This is a genomic window from Lascolabacillus massiliensis (assembly GCF_001282625.1).
In the GTDB taxonomy this organism is placed as follows: Bacteria; Bacteroidota; Bacteroidia; order Bacteroidales; family Dysgonomonadaceae; genus Proteiniphilum; species Proteiniphilum massiliensis.
In genome coordinates this window covers 426,417-447,708 of record NZ_CTEJ01000001.1, presented here as the reverse complement: position 1 = coordinate 447,708, position 21,292 = coordinate 426,417, and the positions used below count along the sequence as shown (strand labels likewise).

At 36.0% G+C, this 21,292-nt stretch carries 17 protein-coding genes; 6 read left to right on the top strand and 11 right to left on the bottom strand.

What is annotated here, in order from left to right; all coding sequences use genetic code 11:
* Positions 1 to 101 precede the first annotated feature (101 nt).
* A complete protein-coding gene (mnmE, locus tag BN1354_RS01820; protein WP_053826050.1) occupies positions 102 to 1,490 on the bottom strand; it encodes a tRNA uridine-5-carboxymethylaminomethyl(34) synthesis GTPase MnmE in 1,389 nt (462 codons plus the stop codon).
* A 90-nt stretch (positions 1,491 to 1,580) separates the two neighbouring features.
* The gene (locus BN1354_RS01815) at positions 1,581 to 3,248 is read right to left on the bottom strand and encodes a uridine kinase family protein (RefSeq protein ID WP_053826386.1); all 1,668 of its coding nucleotides are present in this window, start codon (positions 3,246 to 3,248) and stop codon (positions 1,581 to 1,583) included.
* A 119-nt stretch (positions 3,249 to 3,367) separates the two neighbouring features.
* Between BN1354_RS01815 and BN1354_RS01810 the strand changes: the two genes are divergently transcribed.
* On the top strand, positions 3,368 to 3,706 hold the full coding sequence (locus BN1354_RS01810) for a translation initiation factor (RefSeq protein ID WP_045089973.1): 339 nt from the start codon (positions 3,368 to 3,370) through the stop codon (positions 3,704 to 3,706).
* Positions 3,707 to 3,717: 11 nt separating this feature from the next.
* Positions 3,718 to 6,936, top strand: a complete 3,219-nt coding sequence (locus BN1354_RS01805; RefSeq protein ID WP_053826049.1) for a UvrD-helicase domain-containing protein — start codon at positions 3,718 to 3,720, stop codon at positions 6,934 to 6,936.
* Between the two features lie 14 nt (positions 6,937 to 6,950).
* Here BN1354_RS01805 and BN1354_RS01800 read toward each other — a convergent pair whose 3' ends face one another.
* Complete coding sequence (locus tag BN1354_RS01800; protein ID WP_053826048.1) at positions 6,951 to 8,813, bottom strand: outer membrane protein assembly factor BamB family protein; 1,863 nt, start codon at positions 8,811 to 8,813, stop codon at positions 6,951 to 6,953.
* A gap of 26 nt (positions 8,814 to 8,839) precedes the next feature.
* The gene (locus BN1354_RS01795; RefSeq protein WP_394331723.1) at positions 8,840 to 9,658 is read right to left on the bottom strand and encodes an alpha/beta hydrolase; all 819 of its coding nucleotides are present in this window, start codon (positions 9,656 to 9,658) and stop codon (positions 8,840 to 8,842) included.
* A 203-nt stretch (positions 9,659 to 9,861) separates the two neighbouring features.
* Here BN1354_RS01795 and BN1354_RS01790 point away from each other — a divergent pair, with 203 nt between their 5' ends.
* Positions 9,862 to 10,149, top strand: coding sequence for a GNAT family N-acetyltransferase (locus tag BN1354_RS01790; protein WP_045089977.1), 288 nt, complete (start codon positions 9,862 to 9,864; stop codon positions 10,147 to 10,149).
* Positions 10,150 to 10,248: 99 nt separating this feature from the next.
* Here BN1354_RS01790 and BN1354_RS01785 read toward each other — a convergent pair whose 3' ends face one another.
* The 7 genes from BN1354_RS01785 to BN1354_RS01755 form a co-directional block, all read right to left on the bottom strand.
* The gene (locus BN1354_RS01785) at positions 10,249 to 10,851 is read right to left on the bottom strand and encodes a thioredoxin family protein (RefSeq protein ID WP_074010697.1); all 603 of its coding nucleotides are present in this window, start codon (positions 10,849 to 10,851) and stop codon (positions 10,249 to 10,251) included.
* An 18-nt stretch (positions 10,852 to 10,869) separates the two neighbouring features.
* On the bottom strand, positions 10,870 to 11,388 hold the full coding sequence (locus BN1354_RS01780) for a TlpA family protein disulfide reductase (RefSeq protein ID WP_053826046.1): 519 nt from the start codon (positions 11,386 to 11,388) through the stop codon (positions 10,870 to 10,872).
* 197 nt (positions 11,389 to 11,585) lie between these two features.
* A complete protein-coding gene (gene nagB / locus BN1354_RS01775; protein ID WP_045089980.1) occupies positions 11,586 to 12,398 on the bottom strand; it encodes a glucosamine-6-phosphate deaminase in 813 nt (270 codons plus the stop codon).
* A 19-nt stretch (positions 12,399 to 12,417) separates the two neighbouring features.
* Positions 12,418 to 13,626, bottom strand: a complete 1,209-nt coding sequence (locus BN1354_RS01770; RefSeq protein ID WP_045089981.1) for an FprA family A-type flavoprotein — start codon at positions 13,624 to 13,626, stop codon at positions 12,418 to 12,420.
* A 38-nt stretch (positions 13,627 to 13,664) separates the two neighbouring features.
* Positions 13,665 to 14,564 (bottom strand): prolipoprotein diacylglyceryl transferase, encoded by a 900-nt coding sequence (lgt, locus tag BN1354_RS01765; RefSeq protein ID WP_394331717.1) that lies wholly within the window; start codon positions 14,562 to 14,564, stop codon positions 13,665 to 13,667.
* A 161-nt stretch (positions 14,565 to 14,725) separates the two neighbouring features.
* Positions 14,726 to 15,625, bottom strand: a complete 900-nt coding sequence (locus BN1354_RS01760; RefSeq protein WP_053826045.1) for a diaminopimelate dehydrogenase — start codon at positions 15,623 to 15,625, stop codon at positions 14,726 to 14,728.
* Between the two features lie 69 nt (positions 15,626 to 15,694).
* Positions 15,695 to 16,354 (bottom strand): rhomboid family intramembrane serine protease, encoded by a 660-nt coding sequence (locus tag BN1354_RS01755; protein WP_052673285.1) that lies wholly within the window; start codon positions 16,352 to 16,354, stop codon positions 15,695 to 15,697.
* Between the two features lie 169 nt (positions 16,355 to 16,523).
* Here BN1354_RS01755 and BN1354_RS01750 point away from each other — a divergent pair, with 169 nt between their 5' ends.
* The 3 genes from BN1354_RS01750 to BN1354_RS01740 all read left to right on the top strand — a co-directional run bounded on the left by BN1354_RS01750 (position 16,524) and on the right by BN1354_RS01740 (position 21,201).
* Positions 16,524 to 18,464: a glycogen debranching enzyme N-terminal domain-containing protein gene (locus BN1354_RS01750; protein ID WP_045089983.1), complete on the top strand. Its 1,941-nt coding sequence runs from the start codon at positions 16,524 to 16,526 to the stop codon at positions 18,462 to 18,464.
* 81 nt (positions 18,465 to 18,545) lie between these two features.
* Positions 18,546 to 19,802 carry a glycosyltransferase gene (locus BN1354_RS01745; protein WP_053826044.1) on the top strand — a complete coding sequence of 419 codons (1,257 nt, stop codon included), beginning with the start codon at positions 18,546 to 18,548 and terminating at the stop codon, positions 19,800 to 19,802.
* A 61-nt stretch (positions 19,803 to 19,863) separates the two neighbouring features.
* The gene (locus tag BN1354_RS01740) at positions 19,864 to 21,201 is read left to right on the top strand and encodes a glycoside hydrolase family 57 protein (protein ID WP_045089985.1); all 1,338 of its coding nucleotides are present in this window, start codon (positions 19,864 to 19,866) and stop codon (positions 21,199 to 21,201) included.
* Positions 21,202 to 21,292 lie beyond the last annotated feature (91 nt).

Genomic DNA, 21,292 nt, shown 5'->3' with positions numbered 1-21,292 from the left:
TCAGGAATATTTTGAACATTCCTAAAACACTAATTATCAACTACATTATTTCTGTTTTTTAGATGTTCTTTTGATGTTTGTTTCTTATTGAAAATATAGGTTTACTTTCCGATACAAAATTTACTGAAAATATTTCCCAATATTTCATCGGTTGAAATCTGTCCTGTTATTTCACCCAGATAGAACATACATTCACGTATATCCTGTGCAAGAAAATCGTGAGTGATTCCAACATCCAATCCTTCAATTACTCTTTGTATTGCATCAAGTGCTTTTTTAAGTGCTTCATAGTGTCGAAGGTTTGTGACTATAACATCATCTTCACTAATTGAAGGTATACCAGCCTTTTCAATTAGAAGCTCCTGCAAATGATCGGTATTTTGTTGCTTCTTTGCTGAAATAAACAGTTTTTCTGCATCCAGGTCTGGAAATAATAATTGGAATTTATTTTCTTGACCTTCAGAAAGCAGATCAGCTTTGTTGAACAGAATAATAACCTGTTTATCTTTTAGTTTTGGAAGAATTGACTCTGCCAGTGTTTCGATTTTGTCAATAGGTGTAGTTGTATCAATCATCCAAAGTATGATTGAGGCCTGTTCTATTTTCTGGAATGTACGCTCTATCCCCATTGTTTCAACTACATCAGATGTTTGCCTAATTCCTGCTGTATCAATAAATCTGAACGTAACTCCATTGATATTTACGACATCTTCTATCACATCGCGCGTGGTACCATGTATATCACTTACAATCGCTTTGTCTTCGTTCAGAAGCAAGTTTAAAAGTGTTGATTTTCCTGCATTTGTTTCACCTATTATAGCTACAGGTATTCCACTCTTAATTGCATTACCAAGCTGAAATGAATTGGCTAAACTATCAATTTCTTTTTCAATTTCTAAAGTAAGATTATAAAGGTGATCTCTGTTGGCAAACTCAACATCCTCTTCTGAGAAGTCGAGTTCCAGCTCAATCAAAGATGCAAATTGAAGTAGCTTATCGCGCAAGTCTGCAAGTTTACGAGCAAAACCACCGCGCATCTGGTTCATTGCTACCCTGTGAGAGGACTTTGACTCTGATGCTATAAGGTCGGCAACAGCTTCGGCCTGACTCAAATCAAACTTCCCGTTTTGAAAGGCACGTCGAGTGAATTCTCCTGCAGTTGCTAACCGGGCGCCCTGTTCCAGAAGTAATTCAACCAATTTTTGCTGTATATATACTGAACCGTGACAGGATATCTCAACACTCTCCTCTCCTGTAAATGAATGTGGAGAATGGAAGATGGTTACAAGTACCTCATCGAGGATTTCATTATTGTATATGATTCTCCCGAAATGTACTCTGTTGGCTTTTGACTCTATTAGTTTTTTCCCTGAAGGTGATAAAAAAACCTTATCAGTCAAAGCTATGCATCCTTCACCTGAAAGACGTACAGTAGCTATTGCACCCATACCGGGAGGAGTTGATATCGCGCAAATTACATCGTTATTCATTAATTTATTACTATAAAATAAGTCAATACTTTTTACTATTTTAAAGTGAAAAATTTGCAATGAAAAAATAAAATGAATATTAAAGTAGCTTTAATACCTGAAACTGCTACCTCCTAGAAACTCTCTGAGCAGCGAAGTTGGAGGCAATTCCCTATCTGTTATATAATTAAAATAGCCAAGAAACTTCAGCAGACGATATGCTTCTGAATACTCAGGTACTGTGCGTGGTACCTGCATAAGAATAGGTTCGGCATGTCTTCTGATTGCGGCAAGTTCATATATCATAGCTGAGTTAAACATAACATCTGCATTTTCCTGGAATGGGAAAATCCATTTATCTTCTCCATGGCGAACACTATCCCACCTGGAGATTGTGGTCTGTGCAGAATAGCCACGATATCTATAATCACGCACTATACGACGAATAAGTCTGTTGTCAGATGCAGGAATCCAGTTGTGGTCGTCAAGTGAGATAGTAGTTAGAGCAGAAACGTAAATTTTAAATTTCATATCTTCTGGAATATGTTCGGTCAGCTTAGGATTTAGTCCATGTATACCTTCAATAATTAGTATACTATTATTATCCATTTTCAGAAAATTACCACGATACTCTCTCTTACCTGTAACAAAATTATAGGTTGGCAACTCAACTGTCTCGCTGCTCATAAGTTTAAGCATATGATCTTCAAACAACTCCAGATCCAGAGCATACAGTGATTCGTAATCTTTTTCTCCATTCTCATCAAGTGGAGTATTATCACGATTCACGAAATAGTCATCAAGCGAAATACCTACAGGTTTTAAAAGATTCACCATCAGTTGCACTTCAAGGCGCTTTCGGAATGTAGTTTTACCTGAAGAGGATGGACCTGATATAAATACCACTTTAACTCCATCATTAAATCTTTTTGAGATCTCTTTCGCAATATCGTTGATCTGCATTGACTGATATGCTTCTGCAACCTGAATCACCTCATATACCCGGTCTTCTCTGATTGCTCTGTTTAGATCTCCTACATTGTCGAGACGACTAATCTTTAAGAAATTAAGATGTTCACGATATACATTTAGAAGTTTCTCCTGTTTAACTTCCGGCTCCAGTTCAACCGGGTTTTGTCTGTTTGGCACCCTCAGTAGGAATCCTCCATTATGAGGCTGAATATCAAAAATTGTAATATATCCTGTTGTAGGTGTAAGACTTCCATAAAAATAGTCGATATACCCATCAAGTTTAGAATAACGTGCGTATAGCATATCGGATGTTTCAAGTAACTGGGCTTTATCATCCAAGCCCAGACTACGGAAAAGTTCAACCACTTTCTCCGTCTCTTCTTCTACTTGCTCGAATGGTAAATTTGCCTCTACTATTTCCTTCATTCTGTTACGAATAGCATTCAGCTCATGTTCACCAACAGGCATGTCAGACTCAATCTGAAAATAATATCCTTTAGAAACAGCATGTTCGAGATATGTTTTCGCATTTGGCATTATATCGTCAACGGCCTTTGCTAGAATAAAGCAAAGTGATCTTACATAGGTACGCATGGCAGATGAGTCGGTTAAATCCACAAACTCTACTTTCTTTGGTCTGTATACCCTGTATGTGAGAGATTCCGTTTTATTGTTAACTCTAGCGTTTGTTATTAAATAGGGCGATTTGACATTAAACTCTTTAATTAAATCAACCAATGATGTACCTATTGGTATTTCTTTATGTTCGTCAGTATTCAAACAATGTACTTTAACTTTGCCTGTCATATTCTTTATTTTTAATAGAGTTACTAAATTACACTTTTTTTCGGAGATACTCCCCATTTGACTTTAATCTATTCTCAAAAAAACATATCTTTGTTAATCACATTTTATGCAAATATCATATGAACGACTGGAAAAAAAGACTCGATATTGTTTACTCAACTAACCCCGATTATCACTATAATAAAGAGGGTGAAGAGATCTCTGAAACCTTGCCTAAAGAGAAGCAATTGTTGCGCATCAGTCTGGATAAACGCAACCGAAATGGAAAATCTGTTACACTTATCACAGGCTTCTCAGGTAATGAAGAAGACTTGAAAGAGTTGGGCAAGTTGTTAAAAACTAAATGTGGTGTAGGTGGATCAGCTAAAGATGGAGAGATAATTATCCAGGGAGATCATCGTGAAAAAGTACTTGATATTTTACAGAAAGAGGGGTACATAAAATCGCGACGGATTTGAAGGAATGAATTATGACAGATAAGTCACCATATGAATTGCAGCATCTGCATATTATTAAAGCTTCTGCGGGTTCAGGAAAAACACACAGGCTAACGGGAGAATATTTGCATCTGCTCTTTGCTCAGCCAAATAATCATAGACATATTCTGGCAGTAACTTTTACGAACAAAGCTACTGATGAGATGAAGTCGCGAATTGTTGAAGAACTTCATTTACTCTCATCAGGAAGAGACTCTGCCTATTTAAACGAGTTAATGAGAAACTTCTCATTAAAAGAGTCCACAGTCCGTTCAACTGCAAGAAGAATTCTTGAAACAATTCTGCATGACTATTCCGCATTCTCTATTAGTACAATAGATAAGTTTTTCCAACAGACAATGAGAGCTTTTACCCGCGAAATGGGACTAGCTGGTGGTTATAATATAGAAGTTGAGCACTCTTCATTGTTAATGGAGACAGTTGACCTCATGTTGTCTGAATTGGATAGACCAGAAAACAAACAACTGGCTGAGTGGCTGTTGCAGTTCATGCAGGACAGTATAGAGGAAGGTAAAAGCTGGAAGATTGATAGAGAGGTTATGGATCTCTCAGAACAACTTTTCAATGAAACATATAAATCTTTTAGCAAAGAGGAGCAAGCTGTATTACAGAATAAAGAACAGCTGTCTGAATATAAAACAATTCTGATCAGGATAATCAGGGAGTATGAAATTGAGTTGAAAAATATTGGGCTCAGAGCAGTTTCAATTATAGAAAGCTGTGATCTTTCTCCATCTAATTTTAGAGGTGCAGGCACTTCGCAGTTCTTTAAATTTGCAAAAATTGCTAATGGTGAGATTCCTGATTTGACAAAAACATTCTTGGAATTCCTAGATAACCCAGAGAGTTGGTATACTAAGACAACTCCAAAAGACATAATTCTAAAAATTGAGAATGCTTACAATTCAGGCCTGAATGAGTGTGTAAGGCAAGTTATAAAGATGTATGAAAATAATACTTTCTACCTTACTGCAAAATGTATTCTGCAAAACTATTTTACCTTAGGAATTCTGAATGATATTAAAAACAGACTACGTAAGCTTCAACAGGAAAATAATACTCTGCTGCTTTCTGATACTACCGAGCTTTTGAATGATATAATATCGGGTACCGATTCTCCCTTTATTTATGAAAAGACCGGGACGAGGATCACGAACTATATGATTGATGAGTTTCAGGACACTTCCAGAATGCAGTGGACTAATTTTAAGCCACTTGTTGATGAAAGTTTATCATCTGGAAACTTCAACCTGATTGTTGGTGATGTAAAGCAGAGTATCTATCGATTTAGGAACTCAGACTGGCGTTTACTGGAGGAGCAGGTAGAAAAGGATTTCTCGAGTGATTATATCAGGAAACATGTACTGGATACTAACTGGCGGAGTGATGCTGCGATTGTAGAGTTTAACAACTTCTTCTTCAACGAAGCTCCATATATATTGCAGGATTATTACAATGAATCAAATTCCATTGATGAAGAAGGCTGGTCAAATCAGATTTCAAGTGCCTATACCGATGTTCATCAACATTTGCCGGAAAAGATAAAGGATAGTAGTGGACATGTAAAAATCACTTTCCTAAAAGATGATAAAGATAGTGATTGGGAATCCGAAGCTCTTGAGCGACTGCCATATGAAATAGAGTCTCTTCAGGATCAAGGCTTTTCACTTAAAGATATAGCTGTGGTTGTTCGTTCAAACAAAGAAGCTGTTCAGGTAGCCGAGAAACTACTAAAATATAAAGAGGATAACCCTGACTCTCGTTACAGATATGATATAATTTCAAACGAAGCATTACTTTTAGGTAGTGCTCAAAGTATCAAATCAGCTGTAGCACTTATGTATCACTTCCATAACCCCAGCGACGAATTATACAAAATGAGTGCTGTATACGAGTTTTTCAGATACATGTATAAGTACTCACCTGCTGAAGCTATAAAAGCTTATCGGGAAGAGACTAAAGGAGAGTTTCCTGAAGAATACAGAAATAAAATAGCTGAGCTCTCATCAATGCCTTTTTATGATATGATCGAGAGTTATTTCTCTTTGTTTACTAGTGAAACAGATGAAAATGAAAAAGCATATATTCAGGCATTTCTTGACATAGCACTAAAGTTTAGTGAAGACAAGTCTGCTGATCTTAATGCTTTTCTTGATTGGTGGGAAGAAAAAGGTTGCAATAAAGCTTTATATTCTCCTGAAGGGCAAGATGCTATCAGACTTATAACTATTCACAAGTCAAAAGGACTTGGATTTGGTGCTGTTATTATGCCTTTCGTTAATTGGGAATTAGACCATACAAGAAACAACGATATTATATGGTGCAAACCTGAGGTTTCTCCATTTAACTTTATCGGGGTGGTTCCATTGAAGTATAATAAGAAATTGTCTGACACAATTTTCAGAAGAGATTATCTTGAGGAAAAGATGTTTACATATATCGATAATTTGAATCTTCTGTATGTTGCTTTTACGAGAGCAAAGCACCGACTTATTCTCTTTGCTCCATATAAAGATAAGATTGAAAAACTGAGTAATGTATCTCATTTATTACGTGAAACAATAATCAGCAGTAATCTTTCTGAGATAAACAAATGTGAAGGCAATACTGAATCAGTATTTGAATTAGGTACTCCGGAAAAGATCAAAGATGTTAAATCAGAAATAGAAGTTCAAACTTATAAAACAGGTAGATGGCACTCTATTCCATTTAATGACAGACTTAAACTAAGGCTCAACTCCATTGGATTTTTTAGTGATGATGGCAGTAGAGATTACGGAACACTTATGCATAAGATAGTAAGTGACATCAAAACTATCTCCGATATTCCACAAGCTGTTCAAAAGAAACTGTTTGAAGGAGAAATCAACGAAAGTGAGTTGGAAAAAATCACAAACGATCTAACTGATTATCTATCTGTTCCACTTGTCTCAGATTGGTATAGCGGAAAATATGATGTATTGAATGAGGCTCAGATTCTACATCCGCAAAAAGGATTCAGTCGCCCTGACAGAGTAATGATTTCTCAGGATGAGGTTATAATAGTTGATTATAAGTTTGGAGAATCTGAGGAGAGTAAATACAAACGCCAGGTTCAGAGATACGTAAAATCAATAGAAGAAATGGGATATCTCAATGTAAAAGGATATGTTTTCTATGTGAAAACAGGAAAAATTGTAGATGTAGGATAAGCCAGTCCAGATAATCAACGGCTAATTCTTAGCTTAACTAGTCTACCATCCATTGCAGAAACATAAAGTTCTCTATTATCAGTTGGCAAAATCATATTAATCAAGCCATTTGATATTCTATACTTCCAAAGAAATTTACCATCAGAAGCTGCAAATGCATAAATATTACCTTTGTCAGTTGGTGCATACACTACCCCATCCTTCTCAACCAGTGCAGTGGGTGCAAGTTCATATCCCATATTCTCACCTGATGAAACCCATTTGATTCTTCTTTCAGGTAAAGTAGCATCAATAGCTATAATATTCCCATCCATCGTTTTAGCATAAACAGTAGCTCCATCTTCTGAAACACCAATAGACTCCCTGACTCTATTATCAGGGTCATTATAACGCCATATTACCTCTCCGGTTTTCTCGTCAAGCACAGTCATAAATCTGTCTGGTGAAGCCAGGTAAACTCTTCCATTTGTTATAACAGGATATACTTGTGCAGGTGATAGCATCCTGTTTGTATGACCATTATTCCAAATCCATTTTGGTTTACCATTTTCAACATTCAGTGCATAAAATTCATTACCCCAACTACCAAAGAACAATATACCATCATTTACAGCTGGTCTTGTCACTACAAAATTTTTAACACTGTCAAATTCCCAAACTTTCTCTCCTGAGAACACATTCCATGCTCTGCAATAGCCATCACCACCTGATAGTATTACTTTATCATCAGTACAAACCGGTGAAGAGACTACAGCTTTATTATTTTTCAGCTTAAATATCTCTTTACCATTATCTTTATTTATTCCATATAAATAAGTATCAGAAGATGCACACCAGACCAGATCATTATATACGTAAGGCGTTGAATAAATTTTACCTTCGGTTTTATAACTCCATAACTCTGAACCGTCAGAAGCATTCACTGCTTTTATCTCACCTTTTGTATTTGTATAATAGAGTACATTGTTTTTAAATGCCATTCCACTACCCATATCACTTTCTTCTTGTATACTCCATACTTCAGAAGCATATGGATGGTTTGTATTAATTGTATAATCTGGTCGTGGAGGGTTATCAACCCAATTAGGCTTTTGAGATAAAGAATATGCAAGCCATGGTGTATTTGTTTCTTTCGTAACAATACGTTCTTGAAAGTAAATAGAATCAGAGTCAACTGTTATTATATTATACCCTCCATACTCTTTACCTGCACGCAGGTTAGATCTGCACATCGCCGCATTTACTCCTTCGAAATTCATAGCTCTATTAGTATGACCATGGCCACAGAGCATTAATTTAACATTATATGGTCTAAGTGCATCCATTACTTCAAACCAATTATTTAAACCCTCATCCATTGGATAATGGTTTATATAAATGATCGGCGTTTCCTTGCTGGTATTCTCCAGTTCATCAAAAAACCATGTAAGGTTTTCTCTGGGTATCTGTCCCGGACTCATTCTCATATTCGGACCCGATGCTAATCCAATGAATTTGTACCCCTTATACTCAAATCCGAATGTCTCATTACCGAAGACTCTTAAAAAATCGTTTGTCCCGCTTTCAGACCAATTAGCATCGTGATTTCCTGGAATTGAATAATATGGAACTTTCAAATTATCAAGAATATCTTTTGCTCTCTTTAGCTCTTCAAATGAACCAAATTCAGTAACATCTCCCGAGACAATTACAAATGATATCTCAGATATTGAATTTATATCCTCAACCGTCCGTATAAGATCTTCGTTATTATCCGGACTACCAATATGTGTATCAGTTACCAGTGCAAATTTAAAAGTAGTTGTCGAAGCTGCTAAAACGACAATACTTACATTCAGAAGAAAAAGTACAATATATATTTTTCTATATGATATCATAGAAGTCTGATTTTTGGTATAAATCACTATTTTTTAAAATACTCACTAAAGAAGAGCATTTGATATTTTATCGCATTGTTCCAATATTCCCAGGTATGACCACCAGGACGAGTTATATAGTCATGTGGGATATTTCTATATTGCAACTCTTTGTGTAATCGCTCATTTACTTCGTAAAAGAAATCATTTGTCCCGCAATCTATAATAATCTTCAGTCTATTTGGAGTTAACAGATGCAATAAACCCATTACTGTATATTCCTTCCAGTAGTCAGGATTTTCAGACTGTTTGCCTATATAATTTGACATGTCCCAATTATTGGGAAAAGGACGTATATCAACTCCCCCACTCATACTACCGCAAGCACCAAACAGATCCTGATTCCTGAAAGCTAAGTATAAACCTCCATGACCTCCCATACTTAGACCAGTTATTGCACGCCCTTCCCTTGAAGAGATTGTGTTATAATTTTCATCTATCCAGTTAACAAGCTCTTTTACAACAAAGGTTTCATATTGATACTTTTCATCTATTGGGCTATCCCAGTACCAGCTATTAAATCCTCCATCGGGACATACAATAATTATATCATGAAGATCTGATAGCTCTTTAACTGAAGGTACTTTTTTTATCCATGCATCATATCTGTCACTATAACCGTGTAAAAGATAGAGGACCGGCTGATCTTGCTGTCTGTTGTATGAGTCAGGTTTAACTACAACACTCTTTATGTTTTTGTTCATTGATGCACTAAATACATTTACTGTATCAACTGTAGAAGCATATGTTGAATATAGATAGAAAAAGCTGGATATAAAACCAATTAGAAAGTATTTCATTTTAATATTTATAAGTTTAACTCTATATAGTTGTTCGTTCCAATTAATTAGATAATTTCAAAGGTAATATTTAGTAAGATTATAAAAAAGAATTTTATAATTATCATACAATGTTAAAGAGACTCTTTCCAGTCAACAAATACAAATGTACTGATGTTTATCGATATATAACCGAAGGTTCAGTTATGAATCTTCTTTAATATAGAACAATGATGGATATTCAAAGAAAAATAGATGATAACAAAGGTAGATTTTTTATTGAGAAAGATGGCAGACAGATTGCCGAACTAGATTTTAAAATTGAAGACAATATACTTGATGCATATCATACAGGTGTACGTCCCGAACTTGAAGGACAGGGTATAGCGGGCAGATTGTTCAACGAAATGGTTGACTATGCACGCGAAAAGGGGTATAAGGTAAATCCATCATGTCCCTATATTCTTGCTAAATTTCGCAAAAGCCCTGATGAGTACAGAGATTTATGGTCGAGCTAAATAAAATAAATCCGTCAACACATTAATCCAATTTTAAATGATTAATCGTACTGACGGATTTAGCCGCATATGTATTCTGCGAAATATAACCTAAAACGCTTAATTCTTTTTCTTTATACCACAGCCAATTGCAACTGTAGAAGCTGGATCAGGATTATTCCCGGCAAGTAATGCTTTTACAGCATTTGCTGCGAAAGCTTCTTCTACCGCTGAAGCATCTTTGTAGTTGTCATCAACTGTTCCGGTATAAGCAACGGTAAAGCTGCCTCCCTCATTTTTAAGAAGAAAGATTTCCGGTGTGCGTGTGGCACCATATGCTTGATAAACCTCCTGATTTTCATCTTTCAGGTATGGAAATGGATAATTCTTCTCTGCTGCCCTCTCTTTCATCTTCTCAATTGAATCTTCCGGCTGCTGTACTGCATCATTGGGATTGATAAATACAACAGGATACCCCTGTGGTGCAAACTCATGATGTAGCGCAATCATACGATCTTCATAAGCTTGAACATAAGGACAAGGGTTGCAAGAAAATATTACCATAACCCCTTTTTCATTTGCATAGTCTGATAACGAAACAGTTGTTCCATCAACATTTTTTAAAGAGAAGTCGGGCGCCTGAGAACCTACTGGAATGGGCTGGGCAATCAATGAAAAATAAATCATTGAAAGCAGAGCAAGAACAAGTAACTTTCTTTTCATAACTGCTTATTTAAAATGTTAGTTTGACAATAATGGTTTTATAATCTTATCCAATTCTGAAAATGTAAATTCCTTTGCATAAAACTCTCGGAATCCATTTCCATAAATAAGGGTTGCAGGTATTGCACCTGTCCATTTTTCATCCACAAGTGGAATCCAACGGTTAGATTGCGGGTCATCCAATAAAAGCACTTTATTTTTCATATCGTATTTTCTCATGAATGGAATAACTCTGGTATCCAGATCGTCAGACATATCTAAGCTAACCATAACTATTTTCAGATTTTCACCCTCATATTTATCTCTTAATTGCTCAAAATATGGAATTTCTCTAACACACGGACCACACCATGTAGCCCAAAAATTAACAACATAAATTGTATCATTATCTATCTCAAGAAAAGGCTGAAGCTGTTTAAAATCAACAACCATAATATCAGAATCAACCATTGATTCTGAATTTGCTCTGGGCACTGTATCTTTTAGGGTGAACGTTGATATTAAGAATGAAATTAGTATAAGCAAAATAGACTTCATCCCATTTATATTAATGAATTACACTGTGATTATAATCGGTGAACAAACGATACTAAGCAGTTGTTCATTGTAATCGACTGTATATCTGTTAAATATCAAATATAAAAGTTAACTGCAAGATAAAAAAAAGGGTGTAGAAAAACTTCTACACCCTTAAAACAATACTTAAATTTAACTTTAATGATTCATTTTTATTCCTATTTAAAAAGAGAATCCGGATCTAGATTATCATGCTCAATGTCAAGGAAGTATTTATATGTTTTCACCTGTAATTCACTACATGCATCATAATCACATACAATTATACCTTTTTCATGTAATTGCAGAGCACTGATTGTCCACATTTGAGTAACAGGACCTTCAACTGCATGATACAATGCTCTTGCTTTATGAATACCATTTACAAGAATCAGAACTTCCTTAGCATCAAGTACAGTACCTACTCCTACAGTAAGTGCAGTTTTAGGAACTTTATTAACATCGTTATCGAAGAATCTTGAATTTGCTATAACTGTATCAGTGGTAAGTGTTTTCACCCTTGTGCGTGAGCTCAGTGAAGAGCCTGGTTCATTAAAAGCAATATGACCGTCAGGTCCTATACCTCCTAAAAACAGATCAATACCTCCTGCATCTTTGATAGCTTTCTCATAAGCAGCACATTCTGCTTCAGGATCCTTAGCCATACCATCTAAAATATGAACATTTTCCTTCTTAATATCGATATGATTAAAGAAGTTATCCCACATAAAAGTATGATAGCTTTGTGGGTGATCTGCTTCCAGACCGATATATTCATCCATATTAAATGTTACAACATTCTCAAAAGATACTACGCCTCTTTCATAAAGCTTAATAAGAGCTTTGTATGTATTAAGAGGAGAAGAACCTGTAGGTAAACCCAATACAAAAGGATTTTCAGCTGTTGGTTCTGCACTATTAATTTTTGCTGCAATGTAGTTTGCAGCCCATTGTGCCATTTGATTGGCATCAGGTTGAATAATAAGTCTCATAACTTGTATATGTAATTATTTATTTTGAATTATCACTGTTTAATTTCTTAGCCATCATCATTCCCAGATTATTAGCTTTTTCATAAACCTCATCCAGCATACCCTGCTTTATAACTACAGGAGATGCAACCACTTCAAAATTCATCTCTTCGGCAAATGATTTCAGCAATCTTTCAGATGCATCAGACCATGAGAATCCACCAAAATAACCAAAATATCTATTTTTCAGGTTCCTGTTTTGCAAAGATGTTACAACACTTTCCACGGCAGGATAAAGCTTATTGTTATATGTAGGTGATCCAATTATCAGACCTTTATATTTAAATACATCCCTGATGATATCTGACTCATGACTCTTAGAAACATTGTGTATAACGATATCCTTAACACCATTTTGTGATGCTGAAACCGCAATTGTATCAGCTAACTCTGCGGTATTTCCATACATACTACCATAAACTATAACCAGTCCGCTATCAGCATCATACTTGCTTAGCTTATCATATAAACTGATTACTTCATTAATTCTTCCGTTTTTGGTCCACACCGGTCCATGTGTTGAACAAATCATATCTATTTCAACACCAGAGAGTTTTTTTAGTGCTGTCTGTACAGGAGATCCAAATTTTCCAACTATGTTAGAGTAATACCTTATCATCTCATCCCAATACTTTTCTATACGAGTCTGACTATCCAGTACTCCACCATCAATAGCCCCGAATGTACCAAATGCATCACCACTGAATAGAGTGTTCATTTCCTGTAGGTATGTCATCATTGTCTCCGGCCAATGCACCATTGGTGTAAGATAAAACTTTAGATTATATTTACCCAGATTAAGAGTATCAAGATCAAGAATCTCAACCAGGTTATTTGTAACTCCATAATACCCTTTAAGCATCTCTATCGTACGTTTATTTCCAACAATGCTGATATCAGGGTATTTATTTACTAATAATCCTATAGATCCTGAGTGGTCCGGTTCCATATGATTTACAACAAGATAATCTATTGGTCTGTCGCCAAGCAGTGATGTAATCTTCCTGAAGAATACATCAGAGTAGCAAATGTCAACTGTATCTATCAATGCTACTTTTTCGTCAACAATCAAATAAGAATTATAGGAGACTCCATTTGGCAAAGGCCATAAACTTTCAAAAAGATGTTTGGTGCGGTCGTTCACACCAACATAAAAGATATCCTTCTCAATTTCAAGCGGTTTACACATATAGTTCAGTGGTCCTAATACTGTTTATGATATATATTTTATTTCTTTTTTGTTTTCTGTTTTGGTTTAAACATTTGTGATTGTTTAGGTGTATCAGCAACTACTGCAGGCTTCCTCACAGCATTTATGATAAGCCATAAGCCCCAAATAATAAAGGGGATACTAAGCCATTGACCTAAATTCAAGCCTGTACTCTCTATCATTGAATACTCTTCTTCTACCTGGACATTCTTTACAAACTCAACAAAGAATCTGAACAGGAAAATTACAAAAATCCCAACTCCTGTTATTAGACCCTTTCTATCTTTTGCATTTGTGTTATAATAGAGATACATAGTAATACCAAAAACAACCAGATATGCCAGTGCTTCATATATCTGAGTCGGGTGTGAAGGCTCAGTATAAATAGGCTCCGCACCGTTCATCCATGGATAAAGGTTATCTACAAAACGGAAACCCCATGGGCGGTCGGTAGGGCCACCATAAATCTCATGATTCATAAGATTACCCAATCGAATCATCGCTGAAGTGAAGCCTGTTGGGACCATAACCCTGTCGAAAGTCCACAACATACTCTGTTTGGTTACCTTACGTGAATAGAGCCAAACGGCAATTATAATTCCAATCACTCCACCATGACTTGCAAGTCCTCCTTCCCATACCTTCAGAATTTCTAATGGATTAGAAAGATAGTATCCGGGTTCATAAAAGAGACAATGACCAAGTCGGGCACCCACAATGATACCTACAATCATATATACAAAAAGTGAATCGAACCACTTTTCGGGAAGATCCTCCTTCTTGAAAATTTTCTGTACAATATATACTGCTACCAGCAGACCAACAACCCATAAAAGGCCATACCATCGTATTTCGCGACCAAACAGATTAAAAAGTGTGGGGTCGACATTCCAGGTTACAGAAAGTAATATGTCCATTAGAATACATTTTTTTACAAAGATAATGAAATTTATTTCTTTGACAGTTAATAATAACTCAGACCGTCAAGGTAAGTAAAACCAAAACGGCAATATTTAATGAGGGAATCAAAATATTTAGCCTGTAACCGTAAAAGATATATTATTTCAGACTAAAGAACTTATACTAATTTCTTAATCCACAGCTCTTTTTCACCCGGCAGTAAATCTACAACCGGTATTTCAATCATAGTATATGCACCTGGTGACTGCCTTAGTGTTGCTCGTGCTGCACTAACCAATACCTGGGCTGTAAGAGCAGGATTGTTAATCCTCATATCAAATTTAAATTGTTGATTCTGCGTTTCTCCCGACGCCCCTTTTCTTTCCATAAGTACACCATGCCCCATATCCTTAAGAGCTTCAACATCATCCACCTGGAAAACATGAGTCTCATCATGAGCGAAGTAATCATCAGCTTTTATCGACTGGGAAACTTCCTGGAAATTATATCCATCTTCAAGTTCGATATAAACCATTCTTCTGTGAACACCTGTTCCTGTAGGAATAGTCATGGAGAGAGCAGCCTTAACACCATCGATAGCTTTCACGGCAACTGTATGCCCCATACTCATTCCGGGACCAAAATTGGTATATGTGATACCTTTTGGAGCCATAGCCTCCATAAGTGTACGAATAACAGAATCACTTCCCGGATCCCAGCCTGCTGAAATAATTGAAACGGCACCATTTTTAACCGCATACTCATTCAAAGAGTTGCGCAATTCTAATATCTTACTGTGAATATCAAAGCTATCTACTGTATTAATACCGGCTGATAAGCACTCTATGGCATATTTTTCAACATTTCTTGTAGGAGTACAAAGTATTGCAACATCTACATTATGCAGATCATTTATTGATGTAACAACTTTATAATTCTGTAGCTCAGGGGAAACAGAAGAAGAACTTCTTCTAACAACTCCTGCAATTTCAAAATCAGGGCTACTTTCTAACGTTTCTAATGTGTATTTGCCGATATTTCCATATCCAACAACTGCTGCTCTAATTAATTTTTGCATATATCTTAATATTTATTTATTACAAAAATAAGAAAAATGAGTAGTTATTCTCATCAATTACCACACATTTTAATTCTCACTAATTTCATCCAATTCATTTTCTTCTTCATCCTCCCATACTTTTTCGATCTTCTGAGGACCTTGATGACGTAAAGCTACTGCAATGACAAGTCCACTCAGAGTTCCTGCCAGATGACCTTCCCATGAAATTGATGAGTCTACCAGTTCGGCAATTGGAAAAATGCTCCATACAGTACTGCCATAAACAAATGCTACAATGAGAGAAACAGCTATCAACTGAATTGATTTTCTGAAGACACCACTAAAAAAGAGAAAAAACATTATTGAAAATACTATTCCACTGGCTCCTACATGATAATAACCTCTTCCAATTATCCATGTCAGTATACCACTTAAGAACCACAGATATGCAAAAGTTGAGAATGCTATCTTACTATAAAAATAGAAGAGAAACTGGATTAGGATCAATAGAGGTAATGTATTAGAAGCTATGTGTGAAACAGAAGAGTGAATAAATGGTGAAAAAACAATCCCTCTTAACCCTTTAATTTCTCTGGGTAAAATTCCAAATTGTGAAAAATCCGATCCAAAAAGACCTGCAGCGTTCATTGCAAATGAAATCCACAACAGCGAAACAAAAACAATAGATGGCAATAGCGCCAGCCATACTCTTTTCTTCTCGAAACTATCTATTTTATTTTCTATCACTCTTTTCAATTTACAGCTTCCACAAATTTATAAAACATATTTAGAATTTAGAGTCATTAATGTTTGAAGGCTATTTTTATCTCTTTTTTTGCTTGCCCGATAATTACATTTTAATTATCTTTCGCAATAATTAGTCGGCACAAGGGCAAAATATTAAAATCACCTAAAGATGAGTTATCTTAAATTTAACAAGGATCTAATGATCAATCTCGAATATTCTTTATACCGCAATGTATTAAGAACAAACAGAAGAGGGGCTTATCAAAACACTTCAATTTCAGGATGTAATACTACAAAATACCAGGGTTTGCTTGTTATGCCTGTTCCATTTCTTGATAATGAAAATCATCTTATTTTGTCTTCAGTAGATGAAACAGTAATACAACACGGTGCTGAGTTCAATCTTGGTATTCATAGATATGCAGGTGATAATTATAATCCAAAAGGTCATAAATATATACGTGAATTCAATTGTGACAGCGTTCCAAAAACTATTTACCGTATAGGTGGTGTTATACTATCAAAGGAAATTATGTTTTCATCTAAGGAAAACAGACTTATGATCAGATACACACTATTAGATGCTCATTCGCCTACTAAAATACGATTTAAACCATTTTTAGCATTCAGGAAAGCCTCACAACTGACTCGGGAAAATGATCAGGTTGACAAGTCATACCGTATGGTTGAGAATGGGATAAGTACATGTATGTACTTCGGTTATCCCGAGCTTTTTATGCAGTTCAATAAGGAACCTGAATTTGTTTACCACCCCGATTGGTATCGTGATATTGAATACCTCCAGGATCTGCAAAATGGTGATACATACCAGGAAGATCTTTATGTTCCCGGTTACTTCGAGATGTCAATTAAAAAAGGGGAGGAGATAATATTCTCTGCAGGAGACATTTTGGTTGATACCACCACTCTTTCAAATGAGTTCAACTTTGAGATGCAGAAACGTACACCCAGATCAAGTTTTTACAACTGCCTAAAAAACTCGAGTCATCAATTTTATTACATACCCAATAAAGACGAATATTATCTTCTTGCAGGATATCCATGGTTCAAAGTAAGAGCCCGCGACCAGTTTATTTCACTACCAGGTTGCACTCTCTCTGTTGGTAGGCCCAATGATTATGAAAATATAATGGATACCGCAATACCTCATTTGAGGGATTTCATGAATGATAAACCATATAAAAGCTATATCAAACAGCTGGATGACCCTGACCTCCTACTTTGGGTTGTTTGGGCCCTTCAGCAGTTTTACTTTGAAAATAAGAACCAGTTCATTAAAAAGTACTCTGAATTCTTATTTGAGATAATTGAATACATCCTCTCAAATAGGCACCCTAACCTGGTATTTCATGAAAGTGATTCATTACTGACAACATATGGGCGTGAAGTTGCAGTTAGCTGGATGAATGCTATGATTGACGGACGTCCTGCTATCCCAAGATCAGGATATCTGGTAGAGTTCAACTCTCTTTGGTATAATGCTCTGAAGTTCACAGAAGAGATTGCCAATGAAACAGGGAACCATGAAAAAGCTGCATTACTGGCAGAGAAAAGCAGTCTGGCAGGCAAATCATTCATTAAAACATTCATGAATGACGCAGGGTATCTATACGACTATGTAGATGGTTATTACAAAGATCCAAATGTACGTCCAAACATGATCTTTGCGGTTTCTCTTCCCTATTCACCACTTGAAAAAAGACAGAAGAAATCAGTTCTGGATTTTGTTACTAAAGAGCTGTTAACAAGCTGCGGTCTGCGTACTCTTACTCCTAAAAGTGATAAATTCCGACCACACTACAGTGGCAGTGAAAATGAAAAGAAATTTGCTTATTTCAATGGAATGGCTTTTCCATGGTTGTTAGGCCATTATATTGAAGGTTATATAAACGTATTCCAAATGGGTGGTTTGTCTTTGGCTGACAGAATCATGGTTGGTATTGAGAACGAGATACAAAACGACTGTATTGGCTCTATCTCCGAATTTTATGATTCAAACCCTCCATTTATAGCTCATGGGGGATATTCTTTTGCAATGAGCATTGGGGAGCTATTAAGAGCTCAGAAGATAATAAACTCATACAAATAACATAACCAGGGTGTAATTTTAGATTATATCATATTCAGGTATGCAGCGAACATGAAAAAGTAAAAAACTAAAACAGGACAGATGAAAGCATTGATGTTTGGATGGGAGTTCCCTCCACATATACTCGGAGGATTAGGTACAGCAAGTTATGGATTAACTAAAGGTATGTCGCAACAAGAAGATTTAGAAACCATATTTGTTATTCCTAAACCCTGGGGTGATGAAGATCAGAGTTTCATGAAAATCATCGGCGCCAACAATACACCTGTTGTGTGGAAGAATGTATCAAATGATACTATAAAATCAAGACTCGAAAAGTTCATGAATCCTGAGGAGTATTATAAACTGAGGGATAACATTTATGCCGACTTCAGCTACATGCATACTAATGATCTGGGATGTATTGAGTTTTCAGGCCGTTATCCAAACAATATTCTTGAGGAAACAAATAACTACTCCATAGTTGCAGGTGTAATTGCACGTACTTATGATTTTGATGTAATTCATGCTCACGACTGGTTAACCTACCCTGCCGGCTTGCATGCAAAGAGTGTTACGGGAAAACCAATGGTAATACATGTTCATGCAACTGAATTCGACAGAAGTCGCGGAAAACCCAATCCCATTGTGTATGGAATAGAGAAAGATGGTATGGATAATTGTGACCACATTATTTGTGTAAGTAACTTAACAAGGAAAACAGTAATCGAAAACTACCATCAGCCATACTGGAAAGTCACAACTGTTCATAATGCAGTAGATCCTTTAAGTCCCGAGATCGATGCAATTAAAAGAATATCAGGAGTTCCTGAGAAAGTAGTTACATTCCTCGGAAGGATTACAATGCAAAAAGGTCCCGAGTTTTTTGTAGATGCTGCAACGCAGGTAATTCGCAAAACCGACCATATACGTTTTGTTATGGCAGGAAGCGGTGACATGATGGATCAAATGATACGTCTGGTAGCTGACAGAGGTATTGCTCATAAATTCCACTTTACAGGTTTCCTGCGTGGTAAACAGGTTTATGAAATGCTTAAGTCAAGTGACGTATATGTAATGCCCTCTGTATCTGAGCCATTTGGTATTTCACCTCTTGAAGCTATGCAATGCGGTGTTCCAAGTATAATATCCTACCAGTCGGGCTGTTCCGAGATTCTGCATAATGTAATCAAAACAGACTACTGGGATGTGGATGCAATGGCTGATGCTATTTATTCAATTTGTACATACCCTGCTATGGCCGAACACCTTAAGATTGAAGGCAAAAAAGAGGTTGACAATATAAAATGGGAGGATGCAGGACTAAAAGTTCGTGCCATATACGATATGCTGGTTTGAATTATAAATTATATAATGAAACCAATAATCAAAGAAATCAATTTATAACCATATAAGAATCATGAAGTCGATTTGCTTTTATTTCCAGATACACCAGCCGTTCAGGCTAAAAAGATATCGTTTCTTTAATATAGGAAACGATCACTACTATTTTGATGATTATTCTAATGAAGATATAATGCAACAGATTGCGGCAAGATCCTATATACCGGCCAACAGGATGTTGCTAGATCTGATAAATCAATACAAAGGAAAGTTTAAAGTTGCATTTTCTATTTCAGGAGTAGCTCTGGATCAAATGGAAGTCTATGCTCCGGAAGTAATTGAAGGTTTACGAGAACTAAGCAAAACCGGAGATGTTGAGTTTCTTACAGAAACATATGCCCATTCACTATCGAGTCTTTTTGATCCTGAAGAGTTTCACAATCAGGTTAAACAACATTCTGAAAGAATTGAAATGCTTTTCGATCAGAAGCCTACAGTATTGCGAAATACAGAGTTGATCTATTCTGATGAAATTGCTGATATGGTTTATAAAATGGGATATAAGAAAATGATTACCGAAGGAGCCAAACATGTCCTTGGGTGGAAAAGTCCCAATTATGTATATCAATCGGCTTCACAGCCTCAACTAAAATTACTGCTAAAAAACAGCAAATTTAGTGACGATATAGCATATAAATTCTCCGATTACAGTTGGAACGAGTACCCCCTGACAGCAGAAAAATTCATGTCATGGATAGCTTCAACTCCTCCGGAAGAGAAAGTTTTCAATCTCTTTATGAATTATGAGGTATTAGGTAATCTGCAACCCTCTCACTCCGGAATATTTGAATTCATGAAAGCGCTACCCCGATTTGCTTTTGAAAAAGGAATTGGTTTCTCTACTCCAAGTGAAATTATGGATTCTCATAAGCCAATTGGAGCAATTCAGGTTCCCGAGACAATCTCATGGTCTGACGAGGAGCGTGATGTTAGTGCATGGTTGGGTAACCGACTTCAGAAGAGTGCTTTAAAGTCGCTTTATGAGATTGGCGAAAGGGTAAGACTTTGCACTGTTCGTCAGTTAAAACAGGACTGGATATACCTGCAATCGAGTGATCATTTTTATTACATGTCAACGAAGCATTTTGGAATCGGCAATAGTAATTTTAGTCCCTATATGTCCCCCTATGATGCATTCAATAATTACATGAACGTTTTAAGTGATTTTATAGGTAGGATTAAAGCCCAATATCCTGATACTGTCGATAATGAGGAGTTGAATGCTTTACTTACAACAATTCATAATCAGGACATGGAAATAAAGAGACTTGAACAAGAACTTAAGAAAGTTATTGGAACTAATGAAGAATTATTAGTTGAAAAACTTTCAAGAAAAAAAGCTGATAAAATATAGGTATTTGAAGAGATGTTTTTCGAATAAACTTTTTACATATATAAAAAAGGAGCTTATTCAGCTCCTTTTTTATATATGAATATTTTGATAA

Excerpts from the sequence above, each read along its gene's own strand:
- mnmE (WP_053826050.1), bottom strand. The coding sequence starts at position 1,490 with ATGAATAACGATGTAATTTGCGCGATATCAACTCCTCCCGGTATGGGT.
- BN1354_RS01815 (WP_053826386.1), bottom strand. The coding sequence starts at position 3,248 with ATGACAGGCAAAGTTAAAGTACATTGTTTGAATACTGACGAACATAAA.
- BN1354_RS01810 (WP_045089973.1), top strand. The coding sequence starts at position 3,368 with ATGAACGACTGGAAAAAAAGACTCGATATTGTTTACTCAACTAACCCC.
- BN1354_RS01805 (WP_053826049.1), top strand. The coding sequence starts at position 3,718 with ATGACAGATAAGTCACCATATGAATTGCAGCATCTGCATATTATTAAA.
- BN1354_RS01800 (WP_053826048.1), bottom strand. The coding sequence starts at position 8,813 with ATGATATCATATAGAAAAATATATATTGTACTTTTTCTTCTGAATGTA.
- BN1354_RS01790 (WP_045089977.1), top strand. The coding sequence starts at position 9,862 with ATGATGGATATTCAAAGAAAAATAGATGATAACAAAGGTAGATTTTTT.
- BN1354_RS01785 (WP_074010697.1), bottom strand. The coding sequence starts at position 10,851 with ATGAAAAGAAAGTTACTTGTTCTTGCTCTGCTTTCAATGATTTATTTT.
- BN1354_RS01780 (WP_053826046.1), bottom strand. The coding sequence starts at position 11,388 with ATGAAGTCTATTTTGCTTATACTAATTTCATTCTTAATATCAACGTTC.
- nagB (WP_045089980.1), bottom strand. The coding sequence starts at position 12,398 with ATGAGACTTATTATTCAACCTGATGCCAATCAAATGGCACAATGGGCT.
- BN1354_RS01770 (WP_045089981.1), bottom strand. The coding sequence starts at position 13,626 with ATGTGTAAACCGCTTGAAATTGAGAAGGATATCTTTTATGTTGGTGTG.
- lgt (WP_394331717.1), bottom strand. The coding sequence starts at position 14,564 with ATGGACATATTACTTTCTGTAACCTGGAATGTCGACCCCACACTTTTT.
- BN1354_RS01760 (WP_053826045.1), bottom strand. The coding sequence starts at position 15,625 with ATGCAAAAATTAATTAGAGCAGCAGTTGTTGGATATGGAAATATCGGC.
- BN1354_RS01750 (WP_045089983.1), top strand. The coding sequence starts at position 16,524 with ATGAGTTATCTTAAATTTAACAAGGATCTAATGATCAATCTCGAATAT.
- BN1354_RS01745 (WP_053826044.1), top strand. The coding sequence starts at position 18,546 with ATGAAAGCATTGATGTTTGGATGGGAGTTCCCTCCACATATACTCGGA.
- BN1354_RS01740 (WP_045089985.1), top strand. The coding sequence starts at position 19,864 with ATGAAGTCGATTTGCTTTTATTTCCAGATACACCAGCCGTTCAGGCTA.